The organism is Pseudomonas sp. H2_D02, from assembly GCF_054677635.1.
The window spans coordinates 3171865-3187992 of the sequence record NZ_CP162816.1; the positions used below are offsets into that span (position 1 = coordinate 3171865).

Here is a 16128-nt window from a genome sequence, read left to right on the forward strand (position 1 = left end):
TAAGTATTTGAATGGTCATTACGACCTAGTCCGGAAAGGGTCATAATGACAAAACAATAGTCAATATGACTTCTCGACTGGTGGCTTATTCGGCGCCAGCTTACGGGACAGACGGTGAAGCGCCGCTAATAGACAATCCACCTCCTGAGAAGGTGCGACGCATCGGCGCGGGCAACAAGGGAGCAGCAGTAGAACTGCAATCATGGCGGCTACCGAAATTCCAGAGTTGTCGGGTGCCGAATTAGTCTGCCTTCATATCCGAGCTCTTGCCTTGGAAAAGCTAGTAATCAAAGAGAAGGTAGTCCGCTATGATTCTGCGATGACAACGCCACCAGACGGCCTCCCACATAGGATCGCATCGCTGGTCCTGACTGAGTTCTTGCAAACGCAAAAAAAGCCTGTTCAAGTTCTTCGGACGATGCATGGTCGCCATGGTTATGAAAACTTTATCTGATCCAGAGTCCATTAGTGTGGGCGCGATTCGGATATGTAAGTTGCTGCAACTTGAATATTGGCTCGGTCCAACAATACCAAGAGTGCTAACTATGACAATGAACATCGACTCCGTTTACTGTCTCTTGGAAGGCTTAGGCGTAGGGTTAAACGCTTCACCATCGATTGATGGTCCGTCGCCTGAAATTATATTTGCAGGGGGGGGCGGAAATTTCGGTCATAGTCAATAAATAATCTATTCAAATCTGTATTTTAGACGAAAGGCGATAAAATCAGGCATGAATGCCCGTCAGGAGAGGTTTTCGTGCCATGAGGAAAAATATATCGACCTGTTGGGAGATGCTATTTGTCTACTGGATAATCTTTTAAATAAATATTGAACCACTGGTGCTGATAATTGGTTTGACCCGTTTATAGAATATGATTGCTATTTTCGTGAGTAAGGAGGAGTGTTGATCACATAATTTCAGTTAAGAGCGATTGAGCATAATCGTTGCTCGACGGGTGTTTTTTCAGAGGTCGATCGCTCAGCGAATCCATGCGTGCTTCCAAACTCCCAATGCCCGGTGTCCGGCGTCCATTTCACTATGGGCTGATCATTTTGTTGTGCCTGATGTTCGATGGGTTTTTCGGATTACAGGCGAAGGATTATGGCGGGCTCGAGCAGCAGCGTGTAGAAGCCATATTTCCCGGTAGCGATGGACTTTCCGAGCCTGACGGCGAGTTCAAGGTTCGCACCATCCGCACCGGCAAAGAGGTGCTCGGTTACGTGTTCCAGAGTCAGGACGTGGTGGATATTCCGGCTTACTCGGGCAAACCGATCAACATGCAGGTCATCCTCGATACCCACGGCGTCATCCAGGATGCCTACGTGCTGGAGCACCATGAGCCGATTTTGCTGATCGGCATTCCCGTGGAAAAGCTTCATGCCTTCGATGCCAAATACAAAGGGGTCAAGGCCGACCGAAGGGTGGTCGTTGGCCGGTCCAGTGATCTAGAGGCGGTGACCGTTGATGGGATCTCCGGCGCGACGGTGACCGTCATGGTGGTCAATGAGATCATCATGCGCGCCGCGCAAAAGGTCGCCGTATCGCTGAAGCTGATCGAGGACAGGGCCGGCGCAGCACAAAAGCCCGCCACTGTGCGCCAGGACTTTTACGAACCCGCCACCTGGGAGCAATTGACCGGTAACGGCGCGGTGCGCCGGTTGAACCTGACCCGTGGCCAGGTTGATGCCGCCTTCAAGGGCACCGAAGCCGAAGGTATCGACAACGCCGCCGCCGATCAAGTCGATGACACCTTTATTGAGCTGTACATCGCCGATTTGAACCCGCCAGCCATCGGTCGCAACCTGTTAGGCGACAATCAATACCGTTTCCTCATGCAGGATCTCAAGCCGGGCGAGCAGGCCGTCGCGGTGTTGGGCCGCGGCCTGTTCTCCTACAAGGGCTCGGGTTATGTGCGCGGCGGAATTTTCGATCGGGTGCAATTGCGCCAGTTCGGCAATGTCATCAGTTTCCGCGACATGGACCACCAGCGGCTCTCCGACGTGTTTGCCAAGGGAATGCCGGAGTTCGATGAAATGTCGATTTTCATTGTGCGTGAACCGGCCCGGTTCGATCCGGGATCGCCCTGGTCGCTGGAATTGCTGGTACGTCGTCAGACAGGCGCAGTCAGCGGCGTGTTCAGTAGCTTCGAGCTGTCTTACCAGATGCCCGAGCAATACCTCCTGCGGCCACCGCCCACTGCCGAAGAACTGGCCGCCATCGAGGTTGCCAACCGGCCGACCTGGGTGAATATCTGGTACCAGAAAGCGTTTCAGATCGGGGTACTGTGCACGGCCCTTGCTGTGTTGATGGTGATTTTGTTCCTGCAGGACACCTTTACCAAATACCCACGCTTCCTCCACTGGCTGCGTCGGGTTTATCTGGTCTTCACCGTGGTGTTCATCGGCTGGTATGCCCTTGGGCAGATTTCTGTGGTCAATGTGCTGACGTTCGTCCATGCCCTGTTCGAGAACTTCCGCTGGGAACTGTTTCTCACGGACCCGATCATTTTCATCCTCTGGACCTTCACCGCCGCCAGCATCCTGCTCTGGGGCCGTGGTGTGTTCTGCGGCTGGCTGTGCCCGTTCGGCGCTTTGCAGGAGTTGATCAACGAAGCCGCGCGCAAGCTGAAGATTCCGCAATACGAGTTGCCGTTCGCGGTCCATGAGCGGTTGTGGGCGATCAAGTACATCATCCTGCTGCTGCTGTTCGGCATCTCCTTGGAGTCGATGGCCACTGCCGAGCAATTTGCCGAGGTGGAACCGTTCAAGACCGCCATCACCCTTAAATTCGATCGCCAATGGTGGTTCGTGGCCTACGCGGTGGCGTTGCTGGTGATCAATATCTTTACCCGCAAGGTCTACTGCCGCTACGTCTGCCCCTTGGGCGCGGCGCTGGCGATTCCGACCAAGCTGCGGCTGTTCGACTGGCTAAAACGCCGCAAAGAGTGCGGTACCCCTTGCCAGCTCTGCGCCAAGGAATGCGAAATCCAGGCAATCCACCCGGACGGCCATATCAACGCCAACGAGTGCCACTACTGCCTCGATTGCCAGATGACCTATCACAACGAAAACAAATGCCCGCCACTGGTCATCAAGAACAAGCGCAAAACGCGGAGCAAACCTGCGCCAGTGCTGGATCGCGAAGAGTTGATTCCTGTTGTGCAAGTGTTCGAGCCCTGAGCCACCTCGCTGCAAACGAGGTATCAAGACTCGATTGACCGAGCTTTTTCATATCTGCCCCCGATGGAGCAACACCCATGAGCGATAACAAGTCGAAAAGCGATCATGAAACCGTGAAAGCAAAGCAGGAGACGGAATCGACCGGCCTGAGCCGTCGCGGTTTCCTCGGCACGAGTGCCGTAGCCAGCGTCGCGTTGGCCGGCGCCACGGCCCTTGGTAGCGTGGTATTCACCCGTGAAACCTGGGCGGCAGCGGCCAAGGACGCGCAATCGAAGGTCCACGTGGGGCCGGGCGATCTGGATGATTACTATGGTTTCTGGAGTGGTGGCCACCAGGGCGAAGTTCGGATCATGGGCATCCCGTCGATGCGCGAGCTGTTGCGCATTCCGGTGTTCAACATCGATTCCGCCACCGGCTGGGGCCTGACTAACGAAAGCAAGCGGATCATGGGCGACAGCGCCAAATTCCAGAACGGCGACTGCCACCACCCGCATTTGTCCATGACCGACGGCAAGTACGACGGCAAGTACCTATTTATCAACGACAAGGCCAACAGCCGGGTCGCGCGCATCCGCCTGGATGTCATGAAATGCGACAGAATGCTCACCGTACCGAATGTGCAGGCCGTGCACGGTTTGCGTCTCCAGAAAATGCCGCATACTAAATATGTGTTCGCCAACGCCGAATTCGTCATTCCTCACCCCAATGACGGCAGCACCTTCGACCTTCAGGACAAGAACAGCTACACCATGTTCAATGCCATTGATGCCGAGAAAATGGAGATGGCGTTCCAGGTCATCGTCGAGGGCAACCTGGACAACACCGATGCCGACTACACCGGCAAGTATGCGGCTTCGACTTGCTACAACTCGGAGAAGGCCTACGACTTGGGCGGCATGATGCGCAACGAGCGCGATTGGGTGGTGGTATTCAACATTCCGCGCATCGAGGCAGCGATCAAGGCCGGCAAGTTCATCACGCTGGGCGATTCGAAAGTGCCGGTGGTCGACGGTCGTAGAACCGAGGGCAAGGACAGCGCATTCACCCGTTATATCCCGGTGCCGAAGAACCCGCATGGCATCAATATGTCGCCCGACGGCAAGTATTTCATCGCCGCCGGCAAGCTTTCGCCGACCTGCACCATCATCGCCACCGCCAAGCTGGACGATCTGTTTGACGACAAACTCAAGGAGCCGCGTGACGCGGTGGTCGGCGAGCCAGAACTGGGTCTGGGTCCTCTGCACACCACCTTCGACGGTCGCGGTAACGCCTACACCACGCTGTTTATCGACAGCCAGGTGGTCAAGTGGAACATGGACGAAGCCGTTCGCGCCTACACCGGCGAGAAGGTCAATTACATCAAGCAAAAACTCGACGTGCAGTATCAGCCTGGCCACAACCATGCCTCGCTGACCGAAACCAGCGAGGCCGACGGCAAATGGCTGATGGTCCTGAGCAAATTCTCCAAGGACCGCTTCCTGCCGACTGGCCCGCTGCACCCGGAAAACGATCAGTTGATCGATATCTCCGGCGACGAGATGAAACTGGTGCACGACGGCCCGGCCTTCGCCGAACCTCACGACTGCGTCATGGCCCGTCGCGACCAGATCCGGACCAAAAAAATCTGGGATCGCAACGACCCGTTTTTCGCCGAAACTGTAGCGATTGCTGCCAAGGATGGGATCAAGCTGGAAACCGATAACAAGGTCATACGCGACGGCAAGAAAGTACGTGTGTACATGACCTCGATGGCCCCGGCCTATGGTCTGCCGGAGTTCACCGTCAAACAGGGTGACGAGGTCACGGTGACCATCACCAACATCGACAAGATTGAAGACGTGACCCACGGTTTCGTCATGACCAACCATGGCGTGAGCATGGAGATCAGTCCGCAACAGACGGCCTCGATCACCTTCATCGCCGACAAGGCCGGCCTGCATTGGTACTACTGCAGCTGGTTCTGTCATGCGTTGCACATGGAAATGGTCGGCCGCATGCTGGTGGAGAAAGTCTGATCGTTGCCTATCGTCAGGAGCGCAGGCCAATGACCCCATTCAAGCCAACCCCGATGAAGGTCATTGTGCTGGCGTCGCTGTTGACAGGTGGCAGCGCGCTGGCGGCAGTACAACCCATCACCACGCTGCCGTTGAAGCTGGACGCCGAGCAACGCTGGCACCTGCCGGCGGGGGAATACCGCGGCTCGTTCAGTGTCGATCAATCGATGCAGTTTATCTGTGAGCCGGGCGCGGTGATCCAGAGCGAGGGGCAGGGCAACGCTGTGTTCATCAGCGCTCCCGACGTGCGGATCGAGGGCTGCACATTGCGCGACTGGGGGCGCGACATGACGGCCATGAACTCAGCGATTTTCATCGGTCCCAAAGCCCGGGGTGCGGTGATACGCAACAACCGCATGAAAGGACCAGGCTTCGGCATCTGGGTGGATAGCACCCACGACGTCAGCCTGATTGACAACGATATCGAAGGCGACCCGAGCATTCGCTCCCAGGATCGCGGCAATGGGATTCATCTGTATGCCGTGCACGGCGCCAAGGTTATCGGTAATCACGTGCGACAGACCCGGGACGGGATCTACATCGATACCTCGAACGGCAACCTGCTGCAGGGCAATACTTTGGAAGACCTGCGCTATGGCGTGCACTACATGTACGCCAACGACAACCAGTTGCTCGGCAACACCACCCGCCGGACACGCACCGGTTATGCCTTGATGCAGAGCCGCAAGCTGACGGTGATTGGCAACCGTTCCGAGCAGGACGAGAGCTATGGCATCCTGATGAACTACATCACCTATTCCGAGCTGCGCGACAACTTCGTCAGCGACGTGCGCAGCGGTTCCGCCGATGGCGGTATGGTCAGCGGTGCCGAAGGCAAGGCGCTGTTTATCTACAACTCGCTGTTCAATGTCATCGAACACAACCACTTCGAGCGCAGTGCCGTGGGCATTCACCTCACCGCAGGCTCCGAAGACAACCGGATCGCCGACAACGCCTTCGTCGACAATCAGCAGCAAGTCAAATACGTCGCCACCCGCTTGCAGGAATGGTCGGCCGAGGGGCAGGGCAATTACTGGAGTGATTACCTGGGTTGGGATCGCAATAACGATGCGGTGGGCGACGTGATCTACGAACCCAACGACAACGTCGACCGTCTGCTGTGGCTGTATCCGCAGGTCCGTCTGTTGATGAATAGCCCGAGCGTTCAATTATTGCGTTGGGTTCAGAGCAGTTTCCCCGTGACGAAATCACCGGGGGTCAAAGACAGTTTCCCCCTGATGAACCTTCCGACGATGCCCCAAACAACGCGGCCGACCTTATGATCGCCGTCGAAATCGAAGGGGTCAGCCAGCGTTACGGCAGCATGACCGTGCTGCACGATCTGACCCTGAGTCTGGGTGAAGGCGAGGTGCTGGGCTTGTTTGGCCACAACGGTGCGGGCAAGACCACGGTGATGAAATTGATCCTTGGCCTGCTCAAGGCCAGCGCCGGCCAGGTGCACGTACTTGGCTGCCGACCCGCACAAGCCGACGTGCGTCGCCAACTCGGTTACCTGCCGGAAAACGTGACGTTCTACCCGCAACTCAGTGGCCGCGAAACTCTGCGGTATTTCGCCCGCCTCAAAGGAGCCGCCCTGACGCAAGTGGACGATTTGCTCGAGCAGGTCGGGCTTGCGGGGGCCGCAGACCGTCGGGTGAAAACCTATTCCAAGGGCATGCGCCAGCGTCTGGGCCTGGCTCAGGCGGTGCTCGGCGAGCCGCGCTTGTTGCTGTTGGACGAACCCACGGTGGGGCTGGACCCGATCGCTACCCAGGATCTTTACCTATTGATCGACCGCCTGCGCCAACAGGGCGCGAGCATCATCCTTTGCTCCCATGTGTTGGCAGGTGTCGAAGCGCATATCAACCGTGCGGCCATCCTGGCCAATGGCTGCTTACAGGCGATCGGGAGTCTGTCCAGACTGCGTGAAGACGCCGACTTGCCGACGCGGATCCGGGCCAGTGGTCTTTGCCGACGCGAGCAATGGTTGCAGCGCTGGAATGCCGCCGGGCACACCGCCACAGCGGTGGGCGGCAACGGGATCGAGGTGATGGCTGTCAATGGCTACAAAGTTGATCTACTGCGCCAGTTGTTCCACGAGGATCAACCGCAGGACATCGAGATACTGCAACCGTCCCTCGAAGACCTCTATGGCTACTACATGAATCGTGCGACCACCGGCACAGAAGGCACCCAGCCATGATGCAGATCTGGAGTATCGCCGGTAAAGAGTTCAGCGACGGGCTGCGCAATCGCTGGCTACTGGCAATCAGCCTGTTGTTCGCCATTCTGGCGGTGGGTATCGCCTGGCTCGGTGCGGCGGCTTCCGGGCAAGTGGGCTTCACTTCCATTCCGGCCACCATCGCCAGCCTCGCCAGCCTGGCGACGTTCCTGGTGCCGCTGATTGCCCTGCTATTGGCCTATGACGCGATCGTCGGCGAGGACGAGGGCGGGACGCTGATGCTGTTGCTGACCTACCCCTTGGGGCGTGGACAAATCCTGTTGGGCAAGTTTGTCGGTCACGGTCTGATCCTGGCGCTGGCCACGCTGATCGGATTTGGCTGTGCCGCCGTGGCCATTGCCTTGCTGGTCGATGATGTCGAGTTGGGAATGCTGTTCTGGGCGTTCGGTCGCTTCATGGTCTCCTCCACGCTGCTGGGCTGGGTGTTCCTGGCGCTGGCTTACGTGCTGAGCAGCAAGGCCAGCGAAAAATCCAGCGCAGCCGGGATGGCGCTGGGGGTGTGGTTCCTCTTCGTGTTGGTGTTTGACTTGGCGCTGCTGGCGTTGCTGGTCCTCAGTAAAGGCCGGTTCAACCCGGACCTGTTGCCCTGGTTATTGCTGCTCAACCCGACTGACGTCTATCGCTTGATCAACCTTTCCGGTTTCGAGGGCAGCGGCAATGCCGTCGGCCTGATGGCGTTGAGCAGCGATCTGCCGGTGCCGGGTTCAATGTTGTGGGGCTGCCTGCTGCTTTGGGTCGGCGTTCTGTTGCTGTTGGCTTCCTGGATGTTTCGCCGTCGGCTGACCTGATTTTCCAAGCTCGGGAGATTCAAATGAACACTTTGTACCTAACCGGGGCCCGTGTCCTGGTCGTCATCATTACCAGTTTGGTATTGGCGGCGTGCAACGATCGCGCAGAGGAAAAGCAAACCCTTGGACCCGTGGCCATCCATCAGAGTGACGAGTGTCATGTCTGCGGGATGGTCATCACCGACTTTCCGGGCCCCAAAGGTCAGGTCGTGGAAAAGGGCACGATCAAGAAATTTTGCTCCACTGCGGAAATGCTCGGATGGTGGCTTCAACCGGAGAATCACCACACTGAGGCAAAATTGTATGTGCACGACATGGGGAAAAGTGCATGGGAGAAACCCGACGACCATTTTCTGATTGATGCAACCCAAGCCTACTATGTCGTCGGCACTCAGCTTAAAGGTTCCATGGGTGTAGTTCTGGCGTCATTTTCCGAGGAGGCCACCGCACGCAATCTGGCCAGCGAGCAGGGCGGCAGGGTGTTGCGTTTTGAAGATATCGATCTGGCGCTTTTACAGCAAACCCCGACAATGTAGCCGAGCGACCCGGTTCGCAGAAGAGAGCGGGCTCGCTTCTGCGGTGTGGGTGTTTTTTATTGGGCTCTCTTACTTCAGCGTCAGGATCCAGTCGGCCAAGGTCTTCGCTTCTTCGTCGGTCACCTGGTTGGCCGGCATTGCGATTGGCCCCCATTTGCCCGTACTGCCTTCTTTGATGCTCTTGACCAGGGTTGCCGATGCGTCGGCTTGGCCAGCGTATTTGGCCGCCACTTCCTTGTAACCTGGACCGACCATTTTGGCGTCGACCATATGGCAGGCAACACAGGTTTTGCTCTTGAAGAGCGCCTCGCCATCAACGGCTTGAGCTGACTGCAACGTCAGCGCGGCACTCAGGGCCAGCAGTGGAACAAGAATCCTTTTCATCAGTGTTACCTCAGACTACGAAGCAGATTCGAAACGACCCGCTTCCGGTTTATTCAACAGGCATCGCATTGAATATTATTAGGGTGAATTTATCGGTACTCACATTCTTCATGTGCTGTTGATTGTCGGTGGGGAGCCGAATTGTGGAAAAACGCTCTTTTCACCTTTATTAGATTTTTAGATTTGCCATTTTGGGCATTCGTTCAATTTTATCAGGATGTATTGGAGGGCGTGTGGTTAATTGTCGCCAGTGGATAATTAACTGATGCATGCTAAGTGTGTCGTATTCGCAACTCCCGGGGTTGAATGCTGATTATTTATCTTCATGGCCCTTCCTTTAAGTTTGTGTTGTGTAAGTCGCTAAAATATATTGAAATTAAAATAGGGCGTGGAGGATATGCTGGACGTCAGCAAAGCCCTGTGTACGCTCGGCAATATATCCGCGGTGATTAAATTAAAAATAGGTTCTCGAAAAGAAAGAAAACATCATTGAGGTATGGCTTTGCTGAAATGATTGTTGCTGTGACTATGAGGAGCTCGGAGTCAATCATATCCCCCCCTTGCCACCCCATTCCTCCCGTAGGAGGCTCCTGGGTGCAACCGCTAAATTAAATCGAGTTCTGCAAGGCGCGCCAAATATCGTCGGAGTCCGGGTAGGAGGTGCTGGAGCATTGCCGGTGTCGGTAGCGGCCTTGACTGACCTGCAATCGGCCAGTCGATCAATGCTTGGTTCTGGTTGAATTGAGCCCTGATCGGCCGTGAGTGTTATTTCAAACCAAGCCGCTTCGCCAGTCGGTGCAGGTTAGCTACGTCCATATCCAGCATTCGAGCACAGGCAGACCATTTCCTTGCGCAATTATTCAGCGTGTTATCAATCAGCTGACGCTGGAAGTCATCCGTCGCTTCCCGCAGACCCTGTTCAACGCCGAGGAAAGGAACATCCAGAGCAACAGGCGGCGCTACCATCTGCTCGGGTACTTGATTGAAATGCTGTGCTTCAAGCAGCAGCTCGTCACTTTGCTGGGTCGCACGAGCAATGATCGTCGCCCGATAAACAGCGTGCTCCAGTTCGCGAACGTTTCCTGGCCACGTGTACTGCTTGAGCAACGACAGACAGTTGGCAGCCAAAGCCACCCGTTTCAATCCCATGCGTTCCCGGCTCTGCTCGCAGAAAAAACCCGCTAGCAACGTGATGTCCTGATCACGCTCACGCAGTGGTGGTACATGCACAGGGAATACGCTTAAACGGTGGAACAGGTCTGCACGGAACCGATTGTTCAACACCTCCTGCTTCAGATCACGATTGGTCGCGGCAAGCACCCGTACGTTGACCCGCAAGACGTTATCGTCACCAACCCGTTGCAGGTCGCCGTATTGCAGTACCCGCAACAGTTTTGCTTGCAGATTCAATGACAGTTCACCGATTTCGTCGAGAAACAGTGTGCCGTTATCAGCCATTTCGAACTTGCCGGTGCGATGATGGATTGCACCGGTAAAAGCCCCTTTGACATGGCCGAACAACTCACTCTCAGCCACTGATTCCGGTAGCGCAGCGCAGTTCAGATAAACCACAGACTGACCTGCGCGTGATGAACCTTCATGTATGGCCTTGGCGACCAGTTCCTTGCCGACTCCGGTTTCTCCAGTGATCAAGACGTTCAGGTCGGAACCTGCCACCATTTCGATCTCTCTCTTCAACTGTCGCATGACTTCGCTGAGCCCGACCATTTCGGTGCCGGGTTTGCCCGCCGGGATATTGCTGATGGAGAGAGGCGTAATTGTCTGACTTTCCAGTTGCTCCACCAGCAATGCATTGGCCAAGGCAGCAGATGCGAGGGCTCCCACCACTCGCAGCTCTTCGTCGCTGAAGTGATCAAACTGTGCCGGGTCCATGCCATCGATCGTCAGCGCACCAATCAGTGTCTGGTCCGCGAACAACGGCAATCCGATGCAGGCATGCACTTTGAGGTCCTGCCGGCTCGGTATCAGTCCGTCATAGGGGTCAGGCAAATGACTTTCTGCCGGAAAGCGCACCACGTCACCGGCGCGAGCGATGGCTTCCAGTCGCGGATGCGCATCAAGGCTGAAGCGACGTCCCAGAACATCCGGTGCCAGGCCGTCAATCGCCAGCGGACGGAACTGTCGCTGTTCATAACGCAACAAGGCAGAAGCGTCGCAACCCAGCAATTGGCGCAAGGTATTGATTAGACGTTGAAAGCGATCCTGATGGGAAATGCCGCTTTGCAACTGAATAGCGATGCGCGCCAAGGATTCAACGGACAGACTCATGTTTTGTCACTTTGACAATGATTAGTCATAAAGACAGTAAACGGGTAATGTCATATTGACAATAGTTGTTTTATTTGTCCTTTAAAATCAATGTCTTATTGTCTGGCACGAACATTGCCATCTTCGGTGTAGAACATCATTTTTTACCGAGGTAGGTTATGTCAATTCTCGTCAAGAACAACATCCATTGGGTCGGTCAGCGCGATTGGGAAGTGCGGGACTTTCATGGCACAGAATACAAATGCCACAAAGGTAGCAGTTACAACAGCTACCTGATCCGTGAAGAAAAGACCGTGCTGATTGATACGGTTGATCACAGGTTCAGCCGGGAGTTCATACAGAACCTGGCGATGGAAATCGACCTGAACACGCTGGACTATATCGTCATCAATCATGCCGAAGAGGACCATGCAGGGGCGCTGACAGAACTGATGTCGCTGATCCCGAATACGCCGATCTATTGCACCGCCAATGGCGTGGACTCGATCAACGGTCATCACCATCATCCAGAGTGGGATTTCCACGTCGTACATACCGGCGACACCCTGGATGTCGGCAATGGCAAACAGCTGGTTTTCGTGGAAACTCCGATGCTGCATTGGCCAGACAGCATGATGACGTACATAACCGGCGATGCCGTACTGTTCAGTAACGACGCCTTTGGCCAACATTACTGCGACGAACACCTGTTTAATGATGAAGTGGATCAAAACGAACTGTTCGATCAGTGCCAACGCTACTACGCCAATATCCTCACGCCATTCAGTCGTCTGGTCATTCCTAAGATTACCGAGATCCTCGGTTTCAATCTGCCGGTCGATATGATTGCCACCGCTCATGGCGTGGTGTGGCGTGATAATCCGACGCAGATTGTGCACCGCTATCTGGAATGGGCGGCGGACTATCAGGAGGACCGCATCACATTGTTCTACGACACCATGTCGAATAACACCCGCATGATGGCCGATGCCATCGCACAAGGCATTCACGAAGTTGATCCGGGTGTGGCGGTGAAGATTTTCAACGTCTCGCGCCACGACAAGAATGAGATTCTGACCAACGTGTTCCGCTCAAAAGGTGTTCTGGTGGGCTCGTCCACCATGAACAACGTCATGATGCCGAAAGTCGCCGCCCTGCTGGAGGAAATAACCGGGCTGCGTTTTCGTAACAAAAAGGCTTCGGCGTTTGGCAGTTACGGCTGGAATGGTGGGGCGGTAGACCGTATTCAGACACGCTTGATGGACGCTGGTTTTGAAACCACATTGACGCTCAAAGCCAAGTGGCGGCCAGACGGTGACTCGCTTGAGGTTTGCCGAGCTCATGGCCGCGAAATTGCTCGGCAATGGGCGCTGCAACCATCGACGCAAGCACAAGTCGCACGATCTGCCGCCGCCGCAACTGCCCAGGCAGAACCAATCGCGGACAACGGCCCGCGCATGCAGTGCAGTGTCTGCCAATGGATTTACGACCCGGCGATCGGGGAACCAATGCAGGATGTGCAGGCCGATACGGCCTGGTGTGATGTGCCTGATTACTTCCTGTGCCCGGAATGTTCACTGGGTAAATCGGTATTCGATGAGCTTGCTTCGGAGGCGAAATGAACAAGGAAATCGTCATTGTGGGCTCCGGCTTCGCTGCTCGTCAGGTGGTCAAGAACTTGCGCAGGCTCGATGCAGCGGTGCCCATTCGGCTGATTGCTGCAGACACTTGCGATGAGTACAACAAGCCCGACCTGAGTCACGTCATCAGTCTCAATCAGACAGCGGACGACATGACTCGTCAGTCTGCGGCGGAGTTTGCCGAGATGTATCGGTTAACCCTGAATGCTGGTTGCCAGCTGACTGCAATTGATCGCGAAAACAAGCGTGTCAGCGCCGGCAGTGAGGCGTTCAGCTACGACAAACTGATTCTTGCCACGGGTGCGCAAGCCATCGTTCCGCCAATTCCCGGACGGGAGTGGATGGTGACTTTGAATAGTCAGCAAGAATACCGTCATGCACAACACGCTCTGAGAGCGGCAGAGCGCGTACTGATTCTGGGAGCCGGCTTGATTGGCAGTGAACTGGCAATGGATGTCAATCGTGCCGGAAAGCAAGTGGTACTGATGGATAAGTCCTGCAGCCTGCTGGCATCGTTGCTGCCTGTTGAGGTGAGTAGCCGCTTGCAGCATCGGTTATGCCAGATGGGGGTGGAAATGGTGTTCAACCAGGCTTTGGAATCCATTGAAAAGAGAGACGATAGCCTGTTGGCGACTTTGTCCAATGGCCGGCAAATCACCACCGATGTGATCATTGCCTCAATCGGATTGAAACCTGATACGACGTTAGCGGCGCAGGCTGGCCTACGGGTTGATCGTGGCATTGAAGTTGATGAACGCATGTGCACCTCTGACCCACACATATTTGCCGTTGGCGATTGCGCGCAAATCCAGGGCAAGCTGCTGCCGTTTCTACAACCCATTCAGTTAAGCGCCATGACCCTGGCGAGTAATGTGCTGGGTGGCGATGAGCAAGTGAAGTTCCCGGCGATGCTGGTGAAGATCAAGACCCCGGAAATGCCGCTGCACCTGGCCGGAGAAACCAACCGGAAGGACTTGCAATGGCAGATCAACCTTGAGGCACAGGGGCTGGTAGCCAAAGGGCTGGACATGGCAGGGCAGCTACGGGCGTTCGTCGTCAGTGAAGACCAAATGAAGCAGGCCTTTACATTACTACGGCAACTCTCGTTGTAAATCAAAGTGGCAGGGGTCACCCGGATCGACCAATGACGCTGAGTGTTTTGTTCTTCCTAGACTTATTATCGACGCCAAGTCTGCAATCGCCAGATCGGTTTTGAGTAATTGACGTTAGACCGTTTTGCCGAACAAAAGCCGGAGTTGTGTGATCGCGACTTGTATATCGTGCAAGTCGGCCTTGACCTGCGTTGGCATGGTTTACTATCAAGAGTTCCCGAGCAAAATGCAGCTGTACCGCTTGATGTGGGCCTCGTCAGCCTTCGAAAACAGGAGAGCACAGTTCTAAGCCTAGGCTAGGCCGAACGGGTTGCGTTTCGTGCCGGGAGTGGCAGAAGGCGCGGATGGAGCAGCAAGTTCTTGTTTGGTTCGGTGGGTTCCGAGTTTCATCATCACCCTAGCCGCTCAATTCCTCAATCGTTGGGCCCAGCGCAGCGCCATAAAGTTCTGTGTACTCATCGAACACGAGCCGCACCCACTGGTTTTGGGAATGCATTGAGGTTGGGCGCGGTCAGGCGTTGCATCATGTTATTTACCGTTCTGGTAGGCTCACCGTTCGTAACGGCGGCGCGCGTTCGTCCAATTGGCTACGGATGTAATCCAGTAGCGCAGCTTGGAATAAACCCCTTTTGACCGTTGAAGTACTTTAAAAACAAGTCCAAAATTAAGTCTTTTCCTGCCCTGGCAAGAAAAGAAACCCTTTAGATTTCAATGGGTCGGACACCAGATACGAGTCTCGTTTCCCGCTCCAAGATTTAAAAAAGCCACTCAGATGAGTGGCTTTTTTTGTGCCTGAGAAAATGTCGGTATTCATGTCGACAGGCAGCTTTCGGCCGATTCTGTTGAAAAAGCCGACCATGGTTTCCACGGCAGAAAAGTACAGCTACACGTTAGCGCTTAGGTAACCGAGGCTTGCACGGGCCACGCCTTCCCATGAGAGGCGCGGTCATCATTCGGGCTTCAGAACATTGGTGTCTCAGGACAACAAGCCAGATAACGACGCCTTGACCGCCGCTTCAGTCTTGTTCGACGCCCGCAATTTGCGCATCGCATTCACCAGATGGAACTTCACCGTTCGTATGTCGATGTTCAGGATGATCCCGATTTCGACATAGGTTTTTCCCGATGCCGTCCACCTGAGTATTTCCTTCTCCCGGGCGGTCAGTGGCTTGTAAGTATCAACCCTGGTTTTTGCGAAGAAAAACTGCGCCATGGCCTCATGTACCAGATGAGTCAGCCAAATCAGCTTGGTCTCTTTGCTTTCCATTTCCTGTATTGAAATGCGTTCGCTTGAGCGGGAGACGGAGAGCAGACCGATCGAGTTATGTTCGCGCCGCGAAGAAAGGCACCAGCCATGGTTGAGGTTGTAATGCCGCGCTTCTTCCCAGAACCCGCGCCCTGGATTTTGCTGCTGCGCAGACCAGCGCAATGGAATCGAACGGGTCAGTCCATGTTCAACGGTGGGGTCTTGGGAGAAATAATCGCCGGCAATGTACTTTTTTTCCCAGGCGTCCGGGTAATTTGAAAGCAGAAAGTATTGCGTCGGCGCTAACGGCGAACTTAGTCTTAATCCATAAGAACAAAATTCGAAGCCTAAATTTCTTGTAATTTTAACGAGCTCGTTAAATAGCTGGTTTTCGTAAGTGCAGCCAGCCACACGCGCTATAAAGTCTTCACGCCAATCAATCACCAATATTACCTTCCGTGGTCAGCGCTCTTTCGTGACAAGAGCGGGGCACATCATACAGGATTGAAACGCTGCCGGGAGATGGAGAGGCCTTCCGACGGCAATCCTTCAGCCGATAAGGCCAGCAGCACGACGCTTGCAAACATTCGGCATCGCCGATGCGTCTAGATAGAGCAATAGCGGGCAGAGCTAATGGCGAATTTTTTAGTACGAAAGTGCTAGAAAGGCTGGCAAGA

General features: G+C 55.0%; 12 protein-coding genes. 9 read left to right on the plus strand and 3 right to left on the minus strand.

From position 1 onward, the window contains the following. The first annotated feature begins 202 nt into the window (after nt 1-202). The 7 genes from AB4N42_RS14805 to AB4N42_RS14835 all read left to right on the plus strand — a co-directional run bounded on the left by AB4N42_RS14805 (nt 203) and on the right by AB4N42_RS14835 (nt 8801). On the plus strand, nt 203-454 hold the full coding sequence (locus AB4N42_RS14805) for a hypothetical protein (RefSeq protein ID WP_460114890.1): 252 nt from the start codon (nt 203-205) through the stop codon (nt 452-454). 537 nt (nt 455-991) lie between these two features. Beyond that, nucleotides 992-3181, plus strand: coding sequence for a transcriptional regulator NosR (gene nosR, locus AB4N42_RS14810; RefSeq protein WP_460114891.1), 2190 nt, complete (start codon nt 992-994; stop codon nt 3179-3181). A gap of 77 nt (nt 3182-3258) precedes the next feature. Next, nucleotides 3259-5196, plus strand: coding sequence for a TAT-dependent nitrous-oxide reductase (gene nosZ, locus AB4N42_RS14815; RefSeq protein WP_095962684.1), 1938 nt, complete (start codon nt 3259-3261; stop codon nt 5194-5196). A 29-nt stretch (nt 5197-5225) separates the two neighbouring features. After that, nucleotides 5226-6518, plus strand: a complete 1293-nt coding sequence (locus tag AB4N42_RS14820; protein WP_460114892.1) for a nitrous oxide reductase family maturation protein NosD — start codon at nt 5226-5228, stop codon at nt 6516-6518. Further along, nucleotides 6515-7438, plus strand: coding sequence for an ABC transporter ATP-binding protein (locus AB4N42_RS14825; protein WP_460114893.1), 924 nt, complete (start codon nt 6515-6517; stop codon nt 7436-7438). Before AB4N42_RS14820 ends, AB4N42_RS14825 begins: the two co-directional genes overlap by 4 nt. Continuing rightward, entirely contained in the window at nt 7435-8265 is an 831-nt protein-coding gene (locus AB4N42_RS14830; protein WP_095962681.1) for an ABC transporter permease, read from the plus strand. The genes AB4N42_RS14825 and AB4N42_RS14830 overlap by 4 nt, the downstream gene beginning before the upstream one ends. A 23-nt stretch (nt 8266-8288) precedes the next feature. Next, a complete protein-coding gene (locus tag AB4N42_RS14835) occupies nt 8289-8801 on the plus strand; it encodes a nitrous oxide reductase accessory protein NosL (RefSeq protein ID WP_095962680.1) in 513 nt (170 codons plus the stop codon). A 69-nt stretch (nt 8802-8870) separates the two neighbouring features. Here the strand turns inward: AB4N42_RS14835 and AB4N42_RS14840 are convergent, their stop codons facing one another. Both AB4N42_RS14840 and norR read right to left on the minus strand, forming a co-directional pair. Beyond that, entirely contained in the window at nt 8871-9185 is a 315-nt protein-coding gene (locus AB4N42_RS14840) for a c-type cytochrome (RefSeq protein WP_025214358.1), read from the minus strand. Nucleotides 9186-9950: 765 nt separating this feature from the next. Next, nucleotides 9951-11474 carry a nitric oxide reductase transcriptional regulator NorR gene (gene norR / locus AB4N42_RS14845; RefSeq protein WP_014338859.1) on the minus strand — a complete coding sequence of 508 codons (1524 nt, stop codon included), beginning with the start codon at nt 11472-11474 and terminating at the stop codon, nt 9951-9953. A gap of 158 nt (nt 11475-11632) precedes the next feature. Between norR and norV the strand changes: the two genes are divergently transcribed. Then, nucleotides 11633-13075 carry an anaerobic nitric oxide reductase flavorubredoxin gene (norV, locus tag AB4N42_RS14850; protein ID WP_025214356.1) on the plus strand — a complete coding sequence of 481 codons (1443 nt, stop codon included), beginning with the start codon at nt 11633-11635 and terminating at the stop codon, nt 13073-13075. Beyond that, complete coding sequence (gene norW, locus AB4N42_RS14855; protein WP_460114894.1) at nt 13072-14205, plus strand: NADH:flavorubredoxin reductase NorW; 1134 nt, start codon at nt 13072-13074, stop codon at nt 14203-14205. Before norV ends, norW begins: the two co-directional genes overlap by 4 nt. A 976-nt stretch (nt 14206-15181) precedes the next feature. Here norW and AB4N42_RS14860 read toward each other — a convergent pair. Further along, nucleotides 15182-15895, minus strand: a complete 714-nt coding sequence (locus AB4N42_RS14860; RefSeq protein ID WP_030141816.1) for a helix-turn-helix transcriptional regulator — start codon at nt 15893-15895, stop codon at nt 15182-15184. Nucleotides 15896-16128 lie beyond the last annotated feature (233 nt).

Excerpts from the sequence above, each read along its gene's own strand:
- AB4N42_RS14805 (WP_460114890.1), top strand. The coding sequence starts at position 203 with ATGGCGGCTACCGAAATTCCAGAGTTGTCGGGTGCCGAATTAGTCTGC.
- nosR (WP_460114891.1), top strand. The coding sequence starts at position 992 with ATGCGTGCTTCCAAACTCCCAATGCCCGGTGTCCGGCGTCCATTTCAC.
- nosZ (WP_095962684.1), top strand. The coding sequence starts at position 3,259 with ATGAGCGATAACAAGTCGAAAAGCGATCATGAAACCGTGAAAGCAAAG.
- AB4N42_RS14820 (WP_460114892.1), top strand. The coding sequence starts at position 5,226 with ATGACCCCATTCAAGCCAACCCCGATGAAGGTCATTGTGCTGGCGTCG.
- AB4N42_RS14825 (WP_460114893.1), top strand. The coding sequence starts at position 6,515 with ATGATCGCCGTCGAAATCGAAGGGGTCAGCCAGCGTTACGGCAGCATG.
- AB4N42_RS14830 (WP_095962681.1), top strand. The coding sequence starts at position 7,435 with ATGATGCAGATCTGGAGTATCGCCGGTAAAGAGTTCAGCGACGGGCTG.
- AB4N42_RS14835 (WP_095962680.1), top strand. The coding sequence starts at position 8,289 with ATGAACACTTTGTACCTAACCGGGGCCCGTGTCCTGGTCGTCATCATT.
- AB4N42_RS14840 (WP_025214358.1), bottom strand. The coding sequence starts at position 9,185 with ATGAAAAGGATTCTTGTTCCACTGCTGGCCCTGAGTGCCGCGCTGACG.
- norR (WP_014338859.1), bottom strand. The coding sequence starts at position 11,474 with ATGAGTCTGTCCGTTGAATCCTTGGCGCGCATCGCTATTCAGTTGCAA.
- norV (WP_025214356.1), top strand. The coding sequence starts at position 11,633 with ATGTCAATTCTCGTCAAGAACAACATCCATTGGGTCGGTCAGCGCGAT.
- norW (WP_460114894.1), top strand. The coding sequence starts at position 13,072 with ATGAACAAGGAAATCGTCATTGTGGGCTCCGGCTTCGCTGCTCGTCAG.